This is a genomic window from Propioniciclava soli (assembly GCF_014858005.1).
Taxonomy (GTDB): Bacteria; Actinomycetota; Actinomycetes; order Propionibacteriales; family Propionibacteriaceae; genus Propioniciclava; species Propioniciclava soli.
Genome location: NZ_JACYOT010000001.1, coordinates 378,344 through 397,247, shown reverse-complemented (window position 1 = coordinate 397,247; position 18,904 = coordinate 378,344). Strand labels below are relative to the sequence as shown.

At 73.2% G+C, this 18,904-nt stretch carries 20 protein-coding genes; 10 read left to right on the top strand and 10 right to left on the bottom strand.

The annotated features are described in order from the left end of the window. The first annotated feature begins 133 nt into the window (after positions 1-133). Positions 134-1,105, top strand: coding sequence for an aldo/keto reductase (locus IFY26_RS01830; protein WP_232547300.1), 972 nt, complete (start codon positions 134-136; stop codon positions 1,103-1,105). A gap of 38 nt (positions 1,106-1,143) precedes the next feature. Further along, on the top strand, positions 1,144-1,935 hold the full coding sequence (locus IFY26_RS01825; protein WP_232547299.1) for a carboxymuconolactone decarboxylase family protein: 792 nt from the start codon (positions 1,144-1,146) through the stop codon (positions 1,933-1,935). A 9-nt stretch (positions 1,936-1,944) separates the two neighbouring features. Here the strand turns inward: IFY26_RS01825 and IFY26_RS01820 are convergent, their stop codons facing one another. Next, positions 1,945-2,547, bottom strand: a complete 603-nt coding sequence (locus IFY26_RS01820) for an HAD family hydrolase (RefSeq protein WP_232547298.1) — start codon at positions 2,545-2,547, stop codon at positions 1,945-1,947. 10 nt (positions 2,548-2,557) lie between these two features. Next, on the bottom strand, positions 2,558-3,700 hold the full coding sequence (locus IFY26_RS01815; RefSeq protein ID WP_232547297.1) for a YibE/F family protein: 1,143 nt from the start codon (positions 3,698-3,700) through the stop codon (positions 2,558-2,560). Positions 3,701-3,859: 159 nt separating this feature from the next. Between IFY26_RS01815 and IFY26_RS01810 the strand changes: the two genes are divergently transcribed. Both IFY26_RS01810 and IFY26_RS01805 read left to right on the top strand, forming a co-directional pair. Continuing rightward, positions 3,860-4,156 (top strand): hypothetical protein, encoded by a 297-nt coding sequence (locus IFY26_RS01810; protein ID WP_232547296.1) that lies wholly within the window; start codon positions 3,860-3,862, stop codon positions 4,154-4,156. 47 nt (positions 4,157-4,203) lie between these two features. Beyond that, positions 4,204-4,599 (top strand): DUF2752 domain-containing protein, encoded by a 396-nt coding sequence (locus tag IFY26_RS01805; protein ID WP_232547295.1) that lies wholly within the window; start codon positions 4,204-4,206, stop codon positions 4,597-4,599. A 10-nt stretch (positions 4,600-4,609) separates the two neighbouring features. Here the strand turns inward: IFY26_RS01805 and IFY26_RS01800 are convergent, their stop codons facing one another. Both IFY26_RS01800 and IFY26_RS01795 read right to left on the bottom strand, forming a co-directional pair. Next, entirely contained in the window at positions 4,610-5,089 is a 480-nt protein-coding gene (locus IFY26_RS01800) for a DUF3817 domain-containing protein (RefSeq protein WP_232547294.1), read from the bottom strand. Positions 5,090-5,097: 8 nt separating this feature from the next. Continuing rightward, positions 5,098-6,657, bottom strand: a complete 1,560-nt coding sequence (locus tag IFY26_RS01795; protein ID WP_232547293.1) for an ATP-dependent DNA ligase — start codon at positions 6,655-6,657, stop codon at positions 5,098-5,100. A 93-nt stretch (positions 6,658-6,750) separates the two neighbouring features. On the opposite strand from IFY26_RS01795, the gene IFY26_RS01790 reads away from it, so the two are divergent. After that, a complete protein-coding gene (locus tag IFY26_RS01790) occupies positions 6,751-7,401 on the top strand; it encodes a helix-turn-helix transcriptional regulator (protein ID WP_232547292.1) in 651 nt (216 codons plus the stop codon). A gap of 7 nt (positions 7,402-7,408) precedes the next feature. On the opposite strand, the gene IFY26_RS18060 is transcribed toward IFY26_RS01790, so the two are convergent. After that, complete coding sequence (locus IFY26_RS18060) at positions 7,409-8,779, bottom strand: M23 family metallopeptidase (protein WP_232547291.1); 1,371 nt, start codon at positions 8,777-8,779, stop codon at positions 7,409-7,411. Between the two features lie 171 nt (positions 8,780-8,950). On the opposite strand from IFY26_RS18060, the gene ald reads away from it, so the two are divergent. Both ald and IFY26_RS01775 read left to right on the top strand, forming a co-directional pair. Then, the gene (gene ald, locus IFY26_RS01780) at positions 8,951-10,039 is read left to right on the top strand and encodes an alanine dehydrogenase (RefSeq protein ID WP_232547290.1); all 1,089 of its coding nucleotides are present in this window, start codon (positions 8,951-8,953) and stop codon (positions 10,037-10,039) included. Positions 10,040-10,048: 9 nt separating this feature from the next. After that, on the top strand, positions 10,049-11,047 hold the full coding sequence (locus tag IFY26_RS01775) for a DNA topoisomerase IB (protein WP_232547289.1): 999 nt from the start codon (positions 10,049-10,051) through the stop codon (positions 11,045-11,047). A gap of 20 nt (positions 11,048-11,067) precedes the next feature. Here the strand turns inward: IFY26_RS01775 and IFY26_RS01770 are convergent, their stop codons facing one another. The 3 genes from IFY26_RS01770 to IFY26_RS01760 are packed head-to-tail and all read right to left on the bottom strand — an operon-like array spanning position 11,068 to position 14,438. Continuing rightward, positions 11,068-12,567, bottom strand: a complete 1,500-nt coding sequence (locus IFY26_RS01770) for a xylulokinase (protein ID WP_232547288.1) — start codon at positions 12,565-12,567, stop codon at positions 11,068-11,070. Beyond that, complete coding sequence (locus IFY26_RS01765) at positions 12,560-13,195, bottom strand: class I SAM-dependent methyltransferase (RefSeq protein WP_232547287.1); 636 nt, start codon at positions 13,193-13,195, stop codon at positions 12,560-12,562. Before IFY26_RS01765 ends, IFY26_RS01770 begins: the two co-directional genes overlap by 8 nt. 55 nt (positions 13,196-13,250) lie before the next feature. Beyond that, positions 13,251-14,438 (bottom strand): zinc-dependent alcohol dehydrogenase, encoded by a 1,188-nt coding sequence (locus tag IFY26_RS01760; protein WP_232547286.1) that lies wholly within the window; start codon positions 14,436-14,438, stop codon positions 13,251-13,253. A 104-nt stretch (positions 14,439-14,542) separates the two neighbouring features. Here IFY26_RS01760 and IFY26_RS01755 point away from each other — a divergent pair, with 104 nt between their 5' ends. Further along, positions 14,543-15,487 (top strand): SDR family NAD(P)-dependent oxidoreductase, encoded by a 945-nt coding sequence (locus IFY26_RS01755; protein WP_232547285.1) that lies wholly within the window; start codon positions 14,543-14,545, stop codon positions 15,485-15,487. A gap of 80 nt (positions 15,488-15,567) precedes the next feature. Continuing rightward, complete coding sequence (locus IFY26_RS01750) at positions 15,568-17,079, top strand: DUF222 domain-containing protein (RefSeq protein ID WP_232547284.1); 1,512 nt, start codon at positions 15,568-15,570, stop codon at positions 17,077-17,079. Here IFY26_RS01750 and IFY26_RS01745 read toward each other — a convergent pair. After that, positions 17,069-17,971 (bottom strand): RCC1 domain-containing protein, encoded by a 903-nt coding sequence (locus IFY26_RS01745; RefSeq protein WP_232547283.1) that lies wholly within the window; start codon positions 17,969-17,971, stop codon positions 17,069-17,071. The two genes, IFY26_RS01750 and IFY26_RS01745, sit on opposite strands and share 11 nt — an antisense overlap. Beyond that, the gene (locus tag IFY26_RS01740) at positions 17,968-18,393 is read right to left on the bottom strand and encodes a DUF3224 domain-containing protein (protein ID WP_232547282.1); all 426 of its coding nucleotides are present in this window, start codon (positions 18,391-18,393) and stop codon (positions 17,968-17,970) included. Before IFY26_RS01740 ends, IFY26_RS01745 begins: the two co-directional genes overlap by 4 nt. Before the next feature lie 43 nt (positions 18,394-18,436). Between IFY26_RS01740 and IFY26_RS01735 the strand changes: the two genes are divergently transcribed. Beyond that, positions 18,437-18,862 carry a ChaB family protein gene (locus IFY26_RS01735; protein ID WP_232547281.1) on the top strand — a complete coding sequence of 142 codons (426 nt, stop codon included), beginning with the start codon at positions 18,437-18,439 and terminating at the stop codon, positions 18,860-18,862. The last annotated feature ends 42 nt before the right edge of the window (positions 18,863-18,904 follow it).

The following is an 18,904-nucleotide window of genomic DNA, read 5'->3' as shown; positions in this document are numbered from 1 at the left end:
CCGCCCACCCGTGAGGATCCGTCAGAGAGCTTGTGAGCTTCCTGTGAGCCCTCGGGCGGCTCCTGGGGGGTTCTGCCGATACCCCTTTCGCTGGTCCCTTCCCCCGGCGCGGCCGGGGCGGTGGAATGGGGGCATGGAGTACACACGGTTGGGCCGGTCCGGGTTGCGGGTGAGCCGCGTCGCGCTGGGGTGCATGAGCTACGGCGATCCCTCGCGCGGGTTCTCCGCGTGGTCGCTCAGCGAGGAGGAGAGCCAGCCGTTCTTCGCCCAGGCCGTCGAGCTCGGCATCACCTTGTGGGACACGGCGAACGTGTACACCCACGGCAGCTCCGAGGAGATCGTCGGACGCGCGATCCGCACCTTCAGCCGCCGGGAGGAGGTCGTGCTTGCCACCAAGCTGTACTTCCCGATGCACGACGGCCCGGGCGGCAAGGGCCTGTCACGCAAGGCGGTGTTCGAGCAGGTGGACGCCTCGCTGCGCCGCCTCGGCACCGACCACATCGACCTCTACCAGATTCACCGCTTCGACCGCGCGACGCCGGTCGAGGAGACGATGGAGGCCCTGCACGACGTCGTCCGCGCCGGCAAGGTGCGCTACCTGGGGGCGTCCGCCATGCACGCCTGGCAGTTCAGCAAGATGCAGTACACCGCCGAGCTGCACGGCTGGACGAAGTTCATCTCGATGCAGGACGAGTACAACCTCATCCAGCGCGAGGAGGAGCGCGAGATGTTCGGTCTGCTGGCCGACCAGGGCGTCGGGGCGATCCCGTTCAGCCCACTCGCGAAGGGCCGGGTCGCCCGGCCGTGGGGCCAGCAGTCGGCCCGCTCGCGGAACGACCCCGCCGGCCAGCGCTACGACAACGACGTGGACGCCCCCATCGTGGACGCCGTCGAGCGCATCGCCGCCGCCCGCGGCGTCCCGATGGCCCAGGTCGCCCTCGCCTGGGCGCTGCGCAACCCCGTCGTGAGCGCGCCCCTGGTGGGGGCGTCCAAGCCACGCCACCTCACCGACGCCGCCGACGCCCTGCTGATCGACCTCACCGACGACGAGGTCGACGCGCTCGAGGAGCACTACACCCCCCGCGTCCCGCAGTCCTACCGCTGAATCACCCCCGACCAACCACCCGACCAAGGAGCACGACCATGGCACCCACCAACAGGGCACTCACCAACAGGGCACTCACCGACGCCGCCCGCGAGCGACACGACCGGCTGTTTCCCGAGGGGGGATCCGGCCTGGCCCGGACCGACCCGGAGTTCGTCGAGATGTTCGTCGACTTCGCGTTCGACCGGATCGCCGGGCACGGCTCCCTGCCCGAGGAGCTGCGCCTGAAACTCATCCTGGCCGCGCTCATCGCCGTCGGCGCGGAGGCGGAGTACCGCGTCATGCTCGGTGCGGCGCTGAACGGCGGCGTCACCCCGGTCGAGGCGAAGGAGATCGTCTACCAGGCCGCCGCCTATGTGGGCCAGGGCCGGGTGTATGCCTTCCTCCACGCCACCAACGACGTCCTCACCGCGCGCGGCGTCGAGCTGCCCCTGCCGCCGCAGGCCACCGTCGCGCCGGAGGACCGCTGGCAGGCCGGCTGGGATCTCCAGGTGCAGATCTTCGGCGACGCCATCCAGGCCGGCTACGACGCCGCCGCGCCCGACGAACGTCACCTGCGCGACCGCCTGGCGGACAACTGCTTCGGCGACTACCAGACCCGCTCCGGCCTCGACACCCCCACCCGCGAGCTGCTCACGTTCTGCTACCTGGTGGCGCTCGGCGGCGCCGATCCGCAGGCGCGCAGCCACGCGCAGGGCAACGCGAACGTCGGGAACGACCGCGGCGTGCTCCTCGACGCGCTGACCACGCTGCTCCCCTGGATCGGTTACCCGCGCACGCTCAACGGGCTCGCCGCGGTCAACGCGGCCCTGCCGCCGGAAGGAAACTGACGAGACCTCTCAGGCGTCCAGCAACCCGTGGCGCACCAGGATCGCCCGGACGCCGGCCGCGCCGGCCTCCCGGTCGTGGAACTCCGCGACCAGGCCAACCGAGCGGGCGGCGGCCACGTTGGGCCGGAGGTCGTCGATGAACAGCGTCGAGCCCGGGTCGAGCTGCAGTTCGTCGATGATGTGGGTGAAGAACCGCGGGTCGGGCTTGGCGAACCCGATCTGCCAGCTGTGGAACTGCCGGACGATGTCGGGATAGAGCTCGGGCCGGTCGGTCATGGACCGGCCGCGGACCGGCTGTTGATTGGTGCCCAGGTACACGTCAACCCCCCGGCCGCGCACCTCGGCGATCATGGCGAGCACCTCGGGGTCGGGCGTGATGTCCAACCATGGCTCGAACAGGTCCTGGGTGGTGGCCTCGATGCCGCGTTCGTCGAGAAACTCCCGCAGGTCGGCCTCGAAGTCGCGTTGCCCGGTCAGCGAGAGGGCCTCCACGCGGGAGACCTCCGGCATGGTCGCCCTGCCGTCGAGGAGGACGTTCATCCGCTCCAGGAAGGTCCGGTTGTACTGGGTGACGCCGTCGGCGTCCAACAGCAGCGTCGTGATGCTCGTCACGCTCCCCACGCTACCGAGCGCGGGCCGGCTGCACCGCGTCCTGCGCACCCCGCACGGTGAGAGCGGCGACGGCCGTGGTCAGCGGCACGCTGAGCACCAGGCCGATGCCGCTGCCGAGCGTGCGGATGATCTCCTCGGCGAACTGCTCGGTCGACAACAACAGGTGCAGCGGCTGGTCGTACAGGCTCAGCACGAGCAGCAGCGACAGGGCGGCACCGGCGTAGGCGAAGACGATCGTGTAGATGGTCGAGGCGATGTGGTCACGCCCGATGCGCATGCCGGACGCGAACAGCTCGCGCCGCGTCAGGTGCGGGCCGGCGGCGCGAATCTCCCACACGGCGGACGCCTGCGTGATCGTCACGTCGTTGAGGACGCCCAGGCCGGCGATCACCAGCGAGCAGGTGAGGATGTCGGGGAAGTCGAGGTCGCCCAACAGGTTCGCCAGCGTGATCGTCTCGTCGGTGGAGATGCCGGAGAGGCGGGCCGCCCACACCCCGGCCGCCCCGAGCGCCGTCGTCGCGACGAGGCTGAGCAGCGTGCCGACGAACGCCGACGACGTCCGCATCGAGACGCCGTGCGCCACGTAGAGCACGACGAACATGATCGCCGTGGAGCCGACCAGCGCCACGGGCACGGCCGCCTCCCCCGCCGCCAGCGCCGGGATGACGAACGCGAACAGCACCCACCCGGAGATGACGAGGCCGACGAGCCCGCGCAGGCCCTTCCACCCGGCCACCGCCAGCACGGCGACGACGAAGAGGGCGCCGAAGACCACGATGACGCCCATCCGGTCGACGGTGATGAGGGAGTAGGTGGGCTCCCCCGCGGCCCCGGGCACCGCCGCGACCTGCAGCCGATCCCCCACCGTGATGCCGCTGCGCGCCGACACGCCGATCAGCTCGACGGGGACGGAGGCGCCGGCGTCCGCGCCCTCGAGCACCTCGACCGTGGCGACCTCGCAGGCATGCTGGACGCCGGCGTCCGGCGCGCTGTCGGCGCACGGAGCCAGCGCGGTGACGCGCCCGGGCACCACCTCGATACCCTCGGCCGCCAGCGTCGACCCGCCGGGCAGCGTGGCACGCTCGGTCGGCCACAGCCACACCAGCCCGACGAGGGTGACGACCGCCACCAGGCAGAGGGCGACGACGGTCACCCGCCGCGCGGTCTGGGAGACCCGGACGTCGGCGTCCAGGGCGGCGTGGTCGTGATTGTGTCCGGGACCCAGGGCACACAGGGTGCCAGACGTGCAAAGATGCGCGCGCCGGATGTCAACACCGACACCAACCCGACCGGTTCACCGAGGAGACACACCATGACGTACCAGCCGCCGCCTCCCCCGCCCGGAGGCTCCCCCTACCCCTCGATGGGCGGGGAACACCCCCAGGCCCAGAAGCTGCTGATCTGGAGCATCGTCGGCCTGATCTGCTGCGCCCCGATCAACATCTGGGTGCTGATCACCGCCAACGGCATCGAGAAGTCCCCCGGTGGCTTCGACACGAGCAAGGTGAAGACGACGCGCATCATCGCGATCGTCTCCCTGGTGCTGTGGGCCGCGGGCATCATCATCAACTGGACGACCGGCGCGTTCACCGCCCTCATCCCGCAGTGACACCAAGGCGGCGCCGCGCCGCCGGTGAGACGGGCCGGTGGACGCGCTTGCGCGACCCCCTGCTCGCTGCCGGCGGCGTGGCGGCGTTGTGCGTGGCCACGGCCGTCCACGACCCGAACGTGCCGGGCAGCTGGCTCACCTGCCCCTACCTGCTCACGACGGGTTTCTACTGCCCGGGCTGTGGCACCCTGCGGGCCCTGCACGCCCTGACCGGCGGCGACGTCGCCGCGGCATGGGCGTTCAACCCGTTGCTCGTCGCGTCGCTGCCCGTGTTCGCGTTCGTGTGGGTGACGGCCGTGCGCCGCGCCTGGCTGGGGGTGCCCCGGCGGTGGACGCCCGGCCCGCGGCTGCTGGCCGTGCTGCCCGTGGTCGTCGTGGCCTACTGGGTGCTCCGCAACGTGCCCGGCCTGGAATTCCTCGGCCCGCCCCGTCCGCTCACCTGAACCGGCCCTGTCAGCGGAACCACTGCGTCGGCGGCCCGGCCGCCAGCAGGAGGGCGAACACCACGCTGACGACGACGAGCGCCAGGGCCGCGGCGAGGAGGGGCCGCCGCAGGGCCGCGGCCACCGTTCCCTCGGCCGCACCGGCCGGCTGCTCGCTGCGCAACCGCCAGGTGGCGGCGAGCAGGCCCCGCCGATCCGCCGACCGCTCGAACGGAAGCGTGGCATAGGGCACCACGGCCGAGAGCAGACCCACGACGAGGTCGCGCAGGGGCCAGCGCTGGTCGACGGCGACGAGCACGGTCACGAGGCAGTAGGAGAGGAAGACGAACCCGTGCAGGCTCCCGCCGATGCGCACCCCGAGGTCGCCCAACTCCCCCAGCCGGAGCAGGTACTTGCCGGCCATGCCCGCCAGCAGCAGCGTCCAGGTGACCATCTCGGCGAGCGCGAGCAGGCCGTACAGCGTGCGGGGCGAGCGGAACAGCGAAGTCATGGTGCCTTTCAGTCGGGCGCGGGGGCGGGGGCCAACAGGGTGCGCAGGTCGTCGATGGTATCCGCCTGGTCCGCCGCCTTGTCCTCGCGGTAGCCCTTCACCCGGGCGAACCGCAGCGCCACGCCCCCGGGGTAGCGCTGCGAGCGCTGGACGCCGTCGAACGCGATCTCCACCACCAGCTCGGGCCGCACGAACACCGCCGCGCCGTCGCGCCGCTCCTCCAGCGCGAGCAGCCGCTCGGTCTGCCAGGCCAACAGCGCGTCGGTGAGCCCCTTGAACGTCTTGCCGACCATCACGAATTCACCCGGCGGGCCGAAGCGGCCCGCGGCGTCCCGCGCCCCGAGGTGCAGGTTCGACAGCCAGCCGCGGCGGCGTCCCGAGCCCCACTCGCACCCGAGCACGACGAGGTCGACGGTGCGCACCGGCTTGACCTTCACCCACGCCTTGCCGCGCCGCCCGGCCGCGTAGGCCGACGTGATCCCCTTGACCATGACGCCCTCGTGCCCCGCGGCGAGCGCGGCCGCGGCGAACTGCTCGGCCTCCTGGGGGTCGTCGGTGACGATCCCGGGCACCACGAGGTCGCCGGCCACCTCGGCCAGCACCCGGCGCCGCTCGGCCAGCGGCTCGTCGATCAGGTCGCGACCGTCGGCGTGCAGCACGTCGAAGAACCAGGGCCGCAGCACGGCGTCCGACCCGCCGGAGCCGAAGCGCGCCATCGTGTCCTGGAACGGACGCGGCGCCCCGTCCTCACCGAGCAGCAGGGTCTCCCCGTCGAGGATCACGCGCTGCACGGGCAGGGCACGGACGGCCGCCACCACCTCCGGCAGCCGGTCGGTGACGTCGGCGAGGCTGCGAGTGACCACGAGGACGTCGTCGCCGTCGCGGTGCACCTGGATGCGGGCGCCGTCCAGCTTGTGTTCCACCGACGCCGGCCCGGTGACCGCCAGCGCCTCGGCGACGGACGCCGCGCTGGAGGCGAGCATGGGCAGCACCGGGACGCCCACGCCCAAGCGCACCGCGGCCAGCCCAGCCGGGTCGGTGCGGGCGAGCTGGGCCGTCGCGCCCAGGTCCCCGGTCAGCATCGCCGCCCGCCGCACCTCGGCGACGGGTCGCCCGGACGCCCGCGCCACGGCGTCCACCAGCAGGCCGTCGAGCGCCCCGGTGCGCAGCTCACCGACGAGCACCCGGGTGAGGAAGTCCTGCTCGGCCTGCGTCGCGCGCGCCCAGAGCGCGTCGAGGACGCCGTGGCGGGCGACCGAGGAGCCGGTGCCGGCCGGCACGGCGGCCAGTGCTCCGAAGGCGTCATCGACATCGGCCACGGTCAGGGGTGCCGCGGGGGCGCCGGGGTCCGGCTCCACCCCCGACCGGCGCGCGGCCACCGTGCGCCACCCCACCCCCAACCGGCCCTGACGCGGCTGGGCGCGCAGCAGCCCGATCAGCGGCACCAGGTCGCCCGGGAGCGCAGCGGCCAGCAACCCTGCGAGCGCGGTGGTCTTGGCCGTCCGCGAACCCGTCGCGCTCACCTCGGCCAGGGTGGCGACCACGCGCGCCAACGGCAGGGAATCCATGCGCGGACGCTACGCCCCGCGTGGGCGAACCACCAAGCCACGCCCAGGACGGCCAATGCGCGGTGCGGCCCGGGGAAGCCGTACGCTTGCAGTATGTTGCAGCCCCGCGTGCCCGTCCGAGTGGCCGTGATCAACGACTACGAGATCGTGGTGCGCGGTGTTGCCGCCATGTTGGAGGACACCGAGCGCGTCCACGTCATCGAACTCGACGCCGACCTGCCCACCGCCCAACCCGTCGACATCGCGCTGTACGACACCTTCTCGGCCCGCCAGGCCGGCGCGGACGACGTCGACGATGTGCTGGGCAACCCGCTGGTCGACAAGGTGGTGATCTTCACCTGGAACCTGCAGCCCGAGCTGGTCGCCAAGGCCCAGGCCCAGGGCGTCCACGGGTACGTCTCGAAGGGCGCGGCGCGCCACGAACTGATCGATGCCCTGCTGCGGGTCCACGCTGGGGAGTGTGTGTTCCCCGACAACCACGAGGTCATCGAGGACGCCAACCTGCCCCACCCCGGCCACGAGGCCGGCCTCACGATGCGCGAGGCCGAGGTGATCGGGCTCATCACCCAGGGCCTGACGAACGCCGAGATCGCCGAGCGGGCCTTCCTCAGCATTAACTCGGTGAAGTCCTACATCCGCTCCGCCTACCGCAAGATGGGCGTCCAGCGGCGCTCGCAGGCGGTGATCTGGGGCATGGCGCACGGGTTCACGACGCGGCCGCGCCGCTGGGTCCGCCAGCCCTGAGCGCGGCTCAGGGAATGTAGGTCAGCGGGTCGACGGGCGACCCGTTGGCGTAGACCTGCAGGTGCAGGTGGCAGCCGGTCGACAACCCGGTGGTGCCGACGTACCCGATGAGCTGGCCCATCTCGACGCGCTGCCCGGCCCGCACGGCCATCGACGACTGGTGCGCGTAACCGGTCATGATCGACGTGCCGCCGATGACCCCGTGGTCGATGACGGTGTAGTTGCCGAAGCCACCCTGGACGCGGGCCTGGACGACGGTGCCCGACTGGGCGGCGTACAGCGGGGTGCCGCAGGCGGCGCCGAAGTCCGTGCCGTTGTGCATCCGCCAGTACTTCAGGATCGGGTGGAACCGCCGCCCGAACGCGGAGCCGGGCTGGGCCTTCACCGGCCGGATGAATCCCTGCGGGCTCAGGATCATCTGGGCGCCGTCGGCGGCCAGCGGGTAGGTCGACGGATCGGTGGACACCACCCCCATCGCGACGAGCTTCGCGATGTCCTCCCGCGGGGCGCCGTGGGCGAGCTGATCGGCCACCCGGGCGGCGATGGCCGCCTCGACGGCGGCCCCCTCGGCCTGCAGCTCGGCGTAGTTCTCGTTGTCGGTGTCGAGCAGCCGCTGGGCCTCGGCGCGGTAGGCCTCGTTGGCAGCCACGAGGGTCTCCACGTCGGCCGCCTGCCGGGTGGCGTCCGCCTCGAGCGCGGCGATGCGGTCGACGGCCTCGGCCGCGGCCCGCTTCTGCGCGGCGACCTCCGCCTCAAGTGCGGCCTGCGCCGCCTCGGCGTCGGCCAGCCGCTGCTCGAGCGTCTCGAGCTCGGCGAGGCGGGCGGCGGTGGCGTCGAAGATCGTGGTGTTCCACTGGACGCGCTGCTGCAGGTCGGCCGGCGAGGCCGAGCCGAGCACGACCGGGATGCCGGTGAGGTCGGAGCGGTTCTGGTAGGCCTCGCGGGCCGCCTGGGCGATCAGCTCCTTCTGGGCGGCGACGTCCGCACGGGCCGCGGCGGTGGCCCGCTGGGCCTCGCGGAGCCGCTGCTGCTCGCGCGCCAGGCTCTGGGCGAGTTCGGCGTCCGCCGCCCGGGCGGCCGCCAGCTCGGCGCGTGTGCGCTCCAGCCCGGCCCGCGCCTCGGTGAGCTGAACCCGGGACGCCTCCAGCGCGGCCTCGGCGTCCGCCACGCCGGCGGAGTGGGCGTCGATCGAGCCCTGGGTCGCGACGATCCGCGCCTGGAGGTCGGCGTGGCGGGTCATGAGATCGTCCTCGGCGGACGCGAGCGCGGGGGCGCCCGCGGCGAGCATCACGCTGACGGTGGTGGCGAGGAGTGCTCGTCGGGCGCGCCGGAACCACGTGGTTCGTTCGGTGGCGGCGGAGCAGGTGGAGGAAGGCACCTGGCGCACGTGTGGGTCCCCTGTCGATCGGTGGGTGTCGCGACGAGCCTAGGCGCGGAGCCGGGGGTCGGGGGTGCCCGCGGGCCGAGTGTCGCGCATTCGCGTCCGAGCCTCCTGACAAACGCCCCACCGCATGAGAGCGTGGCACCACACCGGCGTCGAGGAGGAGCCATGAAGATCGCCGTCCCCACCGAGGTCAAGCCCCAAGAGTTCCGCGTCGCGATCACGCCCGTCGGCGTGCACGAGCTCGTCCGCCACGGGCACGAGGTGTTCGTGCAGGCCGGCGCCGGGGTGGGCTCGGCCCTCACCGATCAGGCCTACGTCGACGCCGGCGCGACACTGCTGCCGGACGCCGCCGCCACGTGGGAGGCCGGCGAGCTGGTGCTCAAGGTGAAGGAGCCGGTGGCGACGGAGTATGCGTTTCTGCGCGACGACCTCGTGCTGTTCACCTACCTCCACCTGGCCGCCGACCGGCCGCTGACGCAGCGGCTGCTGGAGGCCGGCACCATCGGCATCGCCTACGAGACCGTGCGGCTGCCCTCGGGGTTGCTGCCGCTGCTGTACCCGATGAGCGAGGTGGCGGGCTGCCTCGCGCCCCAGGTCGGCGCCCACGCGATGATGAAGGCCCAGGGCGGACGCGGCGTCCTGATGGGGTGCGTCGGGGGCGTCCCGAACGCGAAGGTGGTGGTGCTCGGGGGTGGCGTCGCCGGGCAGAACGCCGCCAACGTCGCGCTCGGCATGGGCGCCGACGTGACGATCCTCGACACCGACCTGGACAAGCTGCGGCAGACGTTCTGGCGTTACGACAACCGGGTGAAGCAGATCGTGTCGACCGCCATGAGCGTGCACGACCAGGTGCTCGCGGCCGATCTCGTGATCGGCACCGTGCTGATCCCAGGGGCGCGGGCCCCGAAGCTGGTGACCAACGCGATGGTCGCCCAGATGAAGCCCGGCTCCGTGCTCGTCGACGTCGCGATCGACCAGGGCGGCTGCTTCGAGGACTCCCACCCCACGACGCACGCCGACCCCACGTTCACCGTGCACGAGTCGGTGTTCTACTGCGTGGCCAACATGCCCGGCGCGGTGCCGAACACCTCCACCTGGGCGCTCACCAACGCCACGCTGCCCTACGCGCTGCGCATCGCCGAGCTGGGGTGGGCCGAGGCGTTGGCCGCCGATCCGGCCCTGGCGCTGGGGCTGAACACCCGCGCCGGGGAGATCACCCATCCGGGCGTCGCGGCGGCGTACGCGGAGGGCTAGCATCCTCGCATGCCACGCCTGCGCCGCGTCAGCCCCCGCCAGCCGGGCTGGACCCGGCGCAAGCGCGGCTCGGGCTTCAGCTACACCGACACCGACGGCGCCGCGCTCCCCGCCGAGGACGTGGCGCGCATCAAGGCCCTCGTGATCCCGCCCGCCTGGACCGACGTGTGGATCTGCCCGCACCCCACCGGGCACCTGCAGGCCGTCGGCACGGACGCGGCCGGGCGCCGGCAGTACCTCTACCACCCCGACTGGCGGGTGCGCCGCGACCGGTCGAAGTTCACGCGCGTGACCTCGGCGGCGGCCCTGCTGCCCCAGGCCCGCAAGCGCATCAGCAAGGATCTGGCCCTCGACGGCATGCCGCTGGAGCGGGCCGCAGCCACGGCCGTCCGGCTGCTCGACGTGGGGTACTTCCGCATCGGCAACGACGCCTACACCGATGCCAACGGCTCGTTCGGGCTGACGACGCTGGAGCGCCAGCACGTCCGGCGTCGCGAGCAGGCGCTGGTGTTCTCGTTCATCGGCAAGTCGGGCATCAGCCACGCGATCACGGTGGAGGACGCCCCGGCCGTCGAGGCGCTGGACGCCATGCGCACCCGCCGCGACGACAGCCACCGGTTGCTCGCCTACCGGGTGAACCGGTCCTGGCACGACCTGGGCAGCGCGGAGGTCAACGCCTACCTGGCCGAGCTCTTCGGCGGCACGCTGACCGCGAAGGACTTCCGCACCTGGCACGCCGGCGTCATCGCCGCCGAGGTGCTGGCGCTGTCGGAGGATCCGGGCGCGACGAAGGCGTCCCGGACGCGGGCCGTCCGGCAGGCGACGCTGGAGGTCGCCGGCTACCTCGGCAACACGCCCACCGTGGCCCGCTCCTCCTACATTGACCCGCGGATCATCGACGCCTACGAGTCCGGCACCACCATCGGCGAGGCGGCCCGGCGACGCTACCGGACGCCGCAGGCGCGGCAGGCCGGCCTGGAGAAGGCCGTCCTGGCCATGCTGGGCTGACTCAGTGCTGGGCTGACGACTCAGAGGGCGTCGAGGCGGGCGAAGACGTCGCGGAGGCGTCCGTAGAGCTCGCCCTGCACGGCGCCGATCTCGGCGTAGCGCGCCACGAGCGCCGGGTCGGGCTCGGTGACCTCGCCGAGGCGCCCCATGGCGCGGGCGCAGGACGCGACGTCGGCGTCTGTCGCCGCCGCCATCGCCATCGCGGCCGCGCCCAGGGCCGAGACCTCCGCCTCGGTGCACGCCACGAGCGGCACGTCGACGCAGTTCGCCATGATCGTGCGCCACAGCTCGGAGCGCTGGCCGCCGCCCATGATGCGGATCGAGCTGAGGGGGGTGCCGGTGGCCTCGGCGAGGGCGCGCAGGTTGCGCCCCGTCTCCAGGCAGATGCCCTCCAGCACCGAGCGGTACATCGCGGCGCGGCCGTGGTTCCCGGCGAAGCCGACCATCGCGCCCCGGGCCCGCGGATCCCAGTGCGGCGACTGCACGGCGTTCCAGTACGGCAGCGTGAGCAGGCCGTCGGCGCCGGCCGGTAGGGCGGACGCGGCCGCCTCGAGGGCGGGGTCGGGGGCGCCGTGCAGGGCGGGGTCGCCGAGCTCGGTGCGGAACCAGCCGGCCAGGTAGGCCCCCGAGTTCTGCACGACCTCCAGGACGTACTGGCCGGGCAGTCCGGCAGCGTCGGTGCGATAGACCGCGCCGTGCCGGTAGGCCTCGGCATGGACGCCGGCCACCACCGCGGTGCCCATGTTCAGGTAGCCCTCGTCGGGACGCGTCGCCGCGGCCCCCAGCCCGGCGGCCTGCCCGTCGCCGCAGCCGGCCACCATCGGGATCGGGCCGGGCAGGCCCCAGCGGCGCGCGACGTCGGGCGTCACCGGGGCCATCACCGCGGCGGCGTCGACCAGGCCGGGCAGTTGGTCGGGGCGGACGCCGGCGGCGTCCAGCAGCTCGGGCGCCCAGTCGAGCGCCGCCATGTCGAAGAGCCCGAGGCTGTCGGCGGTGGCCCGGGAGTCGAGCCACTCTCCGGTGAACGCGTGGGTGAGGTAGGCGTGGACGCCGGCCACCCGCTCGGCCGCGGCGAGGGCGTCCGACTCGTGCTCGGCCAGCCAGGCCAACTTGTACAGCGAGGGCGTGACGTCGGGCACCATGCCGGAGAGCTGGTGGACGCGGTCGGTGCCCAGGCGGGCGACCTGGTCGGCGGCGCGGCCGTCCAGCCACAGGATCGCCGGACGCCGGGGCGTCCCGTCGGCGTCGCAGAGCACGAACGTCTGCCGCTGCGGGGTCACGCACAGGGCGGCGACGCGGTGGCGGTCTGCGTCGTCCAGCGCTGCGACGGCCTCGCCGATGGCGGTGTCGGCGGCGGTGACCCAGTCGGCGGCGTCCTGCTCGTAGTGGTCCTTGCGCGGGTTGGCCATGCCAAACTCGGCGCGGCCACGGGCGACGACGGTTCCGTCGGCCTCCACGACGAGGGCCTTCGTGCCGGTGGTGGAGGAATCCACGGCGAGCACGAGGGGGGAATCAGACATCAGCGTCCTTCCAACAGGGTTTGAGGGCTCGGAGCCGTTCGACGGTGCCCGCGTGGAGCCGGTCCGTCTCGACGAGGGTGAGGCCGAGGTCGGCGACGAGGGGCAGGGGACGCCGCGTCCAGTACTCGCCCTGCAGTGGGCCGGTGACGAGGTCGGCCAGGCGCTGCAGCGCACGGAGGCCGGGATGGGTGGCGACGACGTGGTCGGCCAGCAGCAGACTTCCACCGGGACGCAGCACCCGCACCATCTCGCCCAGCGCGCGGCGCTCGTCGGCCATGCCGCACAGCGCCCAGGTGCACACCACGGTGTCGAAGCTCGCGGGCCCGAACGGCAGCGCGTGGGCGTCGGCGGTGAGCAGGCGCGGGGTCAGGCCGAGCCGGGCCGCCCGGGTGGCGGCGGCGTCCAGCATGGCCGGGCTGCTGTCCACCCCCGTCAGCCGGACCCCTGGGGGATAGTGGGGCAGGTTCAGGCCCGTGCCGATCGCGACCTCGAGCACGTCACCGTGGGCGCGCTCACAGACCCACCGGCGGCTGTCGGCGAAGAACCGGCGCTCCACGGGGGCGATGCGTCGGTCGTAGGTCGCGGCCTGACGGTCCCAGAAGCGGCGGGAGCGTTCGGCGGTGGGCACGGGTTCAGTCAAACACCTCCCCCGCGCCACCTCAAGGCAATCCGGCGCGCGGGGGTCAGGGGGTGAGGACCACCTTGATGCAGTCGTCCTCCTTGCGCTGGAAGGTGCGGTACATCGCGGGCGCCTCCTCCAGGCCGACGCGGTGGGTGGCCAGCGACTCGACGCCCAGTACGTCGTCGTCGGACGCGACGAGGGCGAGGAGGTCGTCGGTCCACCGCTTCACATGGCACTGCCCCATGCGGATGGTGAGCCCCTTGTCGAACATGTCGCCCAGCGGCATGGGGTCGGCCGCGCCACCGTACACGCCGCTGACCGAGACGGTGCCGCCGCGCCGCACGGCGTCGAAGGCCGAGTGGAGGGCGTCCAGCCGGTCGATGCCGACGCTGTCGACGGCCTTGCGCGCCAGCGGCTTGGGCAGGCGGGACGCCGCACCGATGATCTTCTCGGCGACCGGGTTGCCGTGCGCCTCCATGCCCACGGCGTCGAGCGCCCCGTCAACGCCCCGGCCACCGGTGAGGCCGCGGATGGCGTCGCCGAGGTTGTCGACGGTGGTGAGGTCGATGATCTCCGCGCCGCGGGCCTCGGCGGCGGCGAGGCGCTCGGGCACGAGGTCGGCGCAGAAGACCCGGCCCACTCCGCGGTGGATCGCCGAGGACACTGCCAGCAGACCCACCGGGCCGGCACCGATGACGAGCAGGGTGCCGCCGGCGGGGACGTCGGCGAACTCGACGCCCTGCCAGGCGGTGGGCAGGATGTCGGAAAGGTAGAGGTAGCGCTCGTCGGGCCCCTCGGCGGGCAGCTTGACGGGCCCGAAGTCGGCGAACGGGACGCGCACGTACTCGGCCTGGCCGCCCGGCACCGCGCCGTACATGCTGGTGTAGCCGAACAGGCTCGCGCCGCGGTTCTGGTCGCGGTTCTGGGTGGTCTCGCACTGGGCGAAGTAGCCGTGCGTGCACATCCAGCATGTACCGCACGAGATGTTGAACGGCACGACCACCCGGTCGCCCACCGCGAGCGAGCCGGCGGCGTCCGAGCCGACCTCCTCGACGACACCCATGAACTCGTGACCCAGGATGTCGCCGGGCTTCAGGTAGGGGGCCAGCACCTTGTAGAGGTGGAGGTCGGAGCCGCAGATGGCGGTGGACGTGACGCGGACGATCGCGTCGGTGGGCTGCTCGATCGTCGGGTCCGGGACGGTCTCGACGCTGACGTCCTCGATCCCCTGCCATGTGAGTGCACGCATGAACCGAACCTACGGCGTGGCCGCCGCCCGGCCCACACCCCGCGGGGTGAGCTTCCACCCCTCGGGGTGGAACGGTGCGGCGGTGCGGGCCGTACCGTGGCGCTGTGACCTCGCAACCCATCGCCCTCGTGGTCGGGGCCTCGCGCGGCCTCGGGCTGCTCATCGCCCGCGAACTGCTCGACCGTGACCACCAGGTGTTCATCGCCGCCCGGGACGCCGAGGAGCTGGCGTCCGCCCAACAGCTGCTGGCCTCCCACGGATCGGTGGCCACGCGCGTCTGCGATGTGCGGGACGCGGACGCCGTCGCCGCCATGGTGGCGGGCATCGAGGCCGAGGCCGGGCCGGTCGAGGTGGCCATCACCGTCGCCGGCATCATCCAGGTGGGGCCGGCCGAGGCGATGACGCTCGACCACTTCGCCGACGCGATCGACACCATGCTGTGGGGGCCGATCCACGTGGCCACCGCCGTGTTGCCCTCGATGCGGAGCCGGCGCAGCGGCCGGATCGGCACCGTGACGTCCGTGGGCGGCATGGTCTCCCCGCCGCACCTGCTGCCGTACGCGACCGCCAAGTTCGGCGCGGTCGGCTTCAGCGACGGGCTGGCCGCCGAGCTGACCGGCACCGGCGTGACCGCGACGACGATCGTGCCCGGTCTGATGCGCACCGGCTCCCACGAGCGCGCGTTCTTCTCGGGGGACGCGGCCGCGGAGTACGCGTGGTTCGCACCCGCCGCCTCGTTGCCCGGCCTCTCGATGGGCGCCGAGCGCGCGGCCCGCCGGATCGTGACGGCTGTGCTCGCGGGCCGGCCCATGGTGATCCTGACCCCGCTGGCCAAGATCGGCGTCCGCGTGCGCGGCCTCGTGCCCGGCCTGACCATACGGGCGATGGGCGTCACGTCCCTGCTGCTGCCCCGGGGCAGCTCGTCGGAGACCGTGGAGGGCCATGTCGCCGCGCGGCGCCTGAACTCACCCGTCGTGGCCGCGCTCACCGTGCTCGGCTCCCGGGCCGCGCGGCGGTTCAACACCCGCGCCGGGCTGCGCCGGCGCTGATCCTGGCCGGGCTGCGAACGCGTGTCCACATTTTTCTCTCCGCCCTTCCTCGCGCGTCCATCCTCCGCTATTATTCGTACATGAGATCGAATGTGATGAGCAGAGAGGCCTCGGACAACCTGGCCGCGCTCGACCACGCGCACCAGGCCCAGCGCTCGGCCCGCGTGGCCGAGCTGGTGTGCCTCGCTCGGGCCTGCGATCTCCACGCCGTGGACGCGACCGTGATCGTCGACGGCGCCGAGCGGCTGGTTTCCCTCGGCGGTGACGGGACGCCGCTGGTCGGCGAGTTCCTGGCGGCCGAGGTCGGTGCCCTGCTCGGCATCAGCCCGGCATCGGCGAAGCGGCGGCTCGGGCAGGCCCTCAACCTGCGCCACCGTCACCCGCGGCTGTGGGAGCTGACGATGCAGGATTTGGTTGATCCGCGCGACGCCCTCATGGTCGTGGACGCCTGCGTCGACGCCGGCCTGAGTGGCGACGCGTGCGCGTTCGTCGACCGGCAGTGCGCGATCGCCGCGGCGCTGCAGCCGCTCGGGCGCGTCCTGTCCCAGCTGCCGGGCTGGATCCTGGCCGCCGATCCGGCCCTCGCGCGCGAGCGCGCCGAGCAGACCGCCCGCTGGCGCGGCGTGACCGTCGACCCCATCGTCGACGGGGCGACCGGCATCCACGGCCGCCTCGACGCCGGCGACGGCATCGCGCTGGACGACGCCCTCACCCAGCTGGCCGGCCAACTCCCCGCGGCGATCGATCCCGGCACCCGCCGTGCCGCCTCACTCGGCATGCTGGCTCGCCACGCGCTGGGTCAGGAACCGCTGCCGCCGGTCGACGACACCGCGGCGCTGAAGGTCGCGGGCGAGGTGGCCGAGAACACCCTGTTCAGCGTGGATGCCGCGGGTGAGGCCCACGCCGTGCCCCCAGTCGGGAACCCCGCTGTCTCGGAGGCCTGCGGGTGCGGGCACGCGGCGTTCGCCCGCCTGCTCGGGGGCACCCAACCGCGGCCGCGCGATCTGGTGGTGCACCTGGACGCCGCCGCGCTGGCCGACCCGGCGTCCGGTGTGGCGACGGTCGAGGGGTGGGGGGTGGTGCTCGCCGAGCAACTGGGCGGGCTGCTGTCCGGCAGCGCCGTGACGGTGCGCCCGGTGCTCGACCCGAACACCATCGGCGCCTCGGACGCCTACGAGGTGCCCGAGCGGATGCGCCGGTGGGTCGAAGTACGCAATCCGGTGGACGTGTTTCCGTGGGGGACGCGGCGCGCCGGATCCTGCCAGCAGGACCACACCGTCCCCTTCGTCGCCGGCCTCCCCGCCGGCCACGGGCAGACCCGGCCCGACAATCTCGGGCCGCTGTCGTCGTTCACGCACCGGGCCCGCACCCACGGCGGCTGGCGCCTCGCGCAGCCCGTTGAGGGCGTCTTCTGCTGGGAGTCACCGGCGGGGTACCAGTACGTCGTCACCGCGGACGGCTCCACCCGGGTCCGACGCCCGCCGCCCCCCGAACACGCCTGGTGGCACGCCGAGCCGCCCGCGTGGCAGACCGAGCCGGACCCGCCGGAGTGGCGCGACCCACGCGAGGACACCCTGGCCCTCACGGCCTGATCACGCGCTTATCCCCCTCTCGCTCCAGCGCCCCGTCGTGGGCGCCCAGCTCCCATGCTTCTGTGTCGCACTGACCGTGGTCGTTGCTGCCCGCGGCGAGGACGGTTCCGTCGGCGCGCAACCCCAGGCTGTGCTCGGCCCCCGCAGCGACCGCGACCACGTCGCGCCACCCACCGACCTCGCACTGGCCGCGGCGGTCGTCACCGGCGGCCCAGACCCGGCCCCGGGCGTCCACCCCCACAATGTGGTGGCTGCCCGCTGCAACGTCGACCATGTTTCGCCAGCCGGCGGTCTCGGCCAACCCCGCTCCCGGGTCGCCGGCGGCCAGCACCCGTCCTGCTGCGGTGACGGCGACCGTGTGCAGCCACCCGGCCGCGACCCGACGGACACCGCGCCACCCACCGACCTCGCACTGGCCCCGGCGGTTGACCCCCGTGGCCACGACCGTGCTGTCTGCGCGCACCCCGACGGAATGCCAGTCCCCCGCGGCGACGCTCGTGATCTCCCGCCACGTGCCCACGTCGCACGCGCCCTCCCGAGTCCGCCCCGCCGCCAGCACCGCGCCGTCCCCCAGCACCGCAAGCGTGCGTCGCCACCCGGCCGCCACGGCGACCACGCCGGTCCAGCCGGCGACGTCACACTGACCGTCGCCGTTCCAGCCGGTGGCGAGCACCGTCCCGTCCCGGCGCAGGCCCACCGTGTGCGACCGACCCGTGTTGGCGGCCGCGTGGACGTTGCCCGCCGCGACGGCCACCACGTCGCGCCATTCACCGACGGCGCACTCCGGCGCCCGCGCAACGCCCGCAAGGTCCATCCCGGCCGCGACCACAGTGCCGTCGACCAGCACGCCGACACTGTGACGGCGTCCGGCGGCGACGCGCGCCGCGGTCACACCGCCGGAATGCCGGCGCTGCCCCCGACGGGGAAGGCGTAGTCGAACTGCACCTGGTGGACGTCCTCGGCCACCAGGATCTCGATCGATCCCGACAGGCCCGCGAGCTCGCCGGTGCCCGAGCCGGGAACCACCGTGTAGGTCAGGGTCGACGCGCCGTCGGTCATGGTGCCCAGCTGCTGCAGCACGAACGTGCCCAGCCGGCCCTCGACCTCACCGGTGACGGCCTCGAGGGCGACGTAACCGGCCTCACCCAGGCCGGGATCGCCGGCCGACAGCATCACGCCGCGTCCGGTGCCCGTCAGGGCGCCCTCCCAGGTCTTGGTGAACGCGAAGCGGGCCGTGCCGTCGAGCAGCGGATCGTCCGGCGCGAGATCGATCACGAAGGAAGCATTGCCGGCGGAGATCGGGGCATCAGTCATGACACCCCACGCTAGCGTGGGACGCGACCCGTGAGGAGGCCCGATGCCCAAGACCAACCGCGACGGCAGTGCCAAGAAGTCCGAGCTGCCCTCGACCCTTGAACGCTCCGGGGAGAAGGCACAGCGCACCTACGCCCACACCTACGACTCCGCGATCGAGTCCTACGACGGCGACGAGGAGCGCGCCCAGCGCACCGCGTTCGCCTCGCTGAAGCACACCCACGAGAAGGTCGGCGACCACTGGGAGCCCAAGGACGAGCCCGGCCCCTCCGACGAGCGGGCCGAGCAGGGTGGACGCGGCAGCCAACCGACCGCCGGCGGCGTCGACGCCAATGCCACGAAGGAGCACCTCCTCGACCTCGCGAAGCGGCTCGACGTGAAGGGCCGCTCACGCATGACCAAGGCCGAGCTCGTCGAGGCCCTGCAGAAGGCCAACGACAAGGCGACGCGCGAAGCCCGCGGCAACTGACGGCCGGGGGCCGCGTCGGCACCCCGCCCGGGAGTAGCCTGA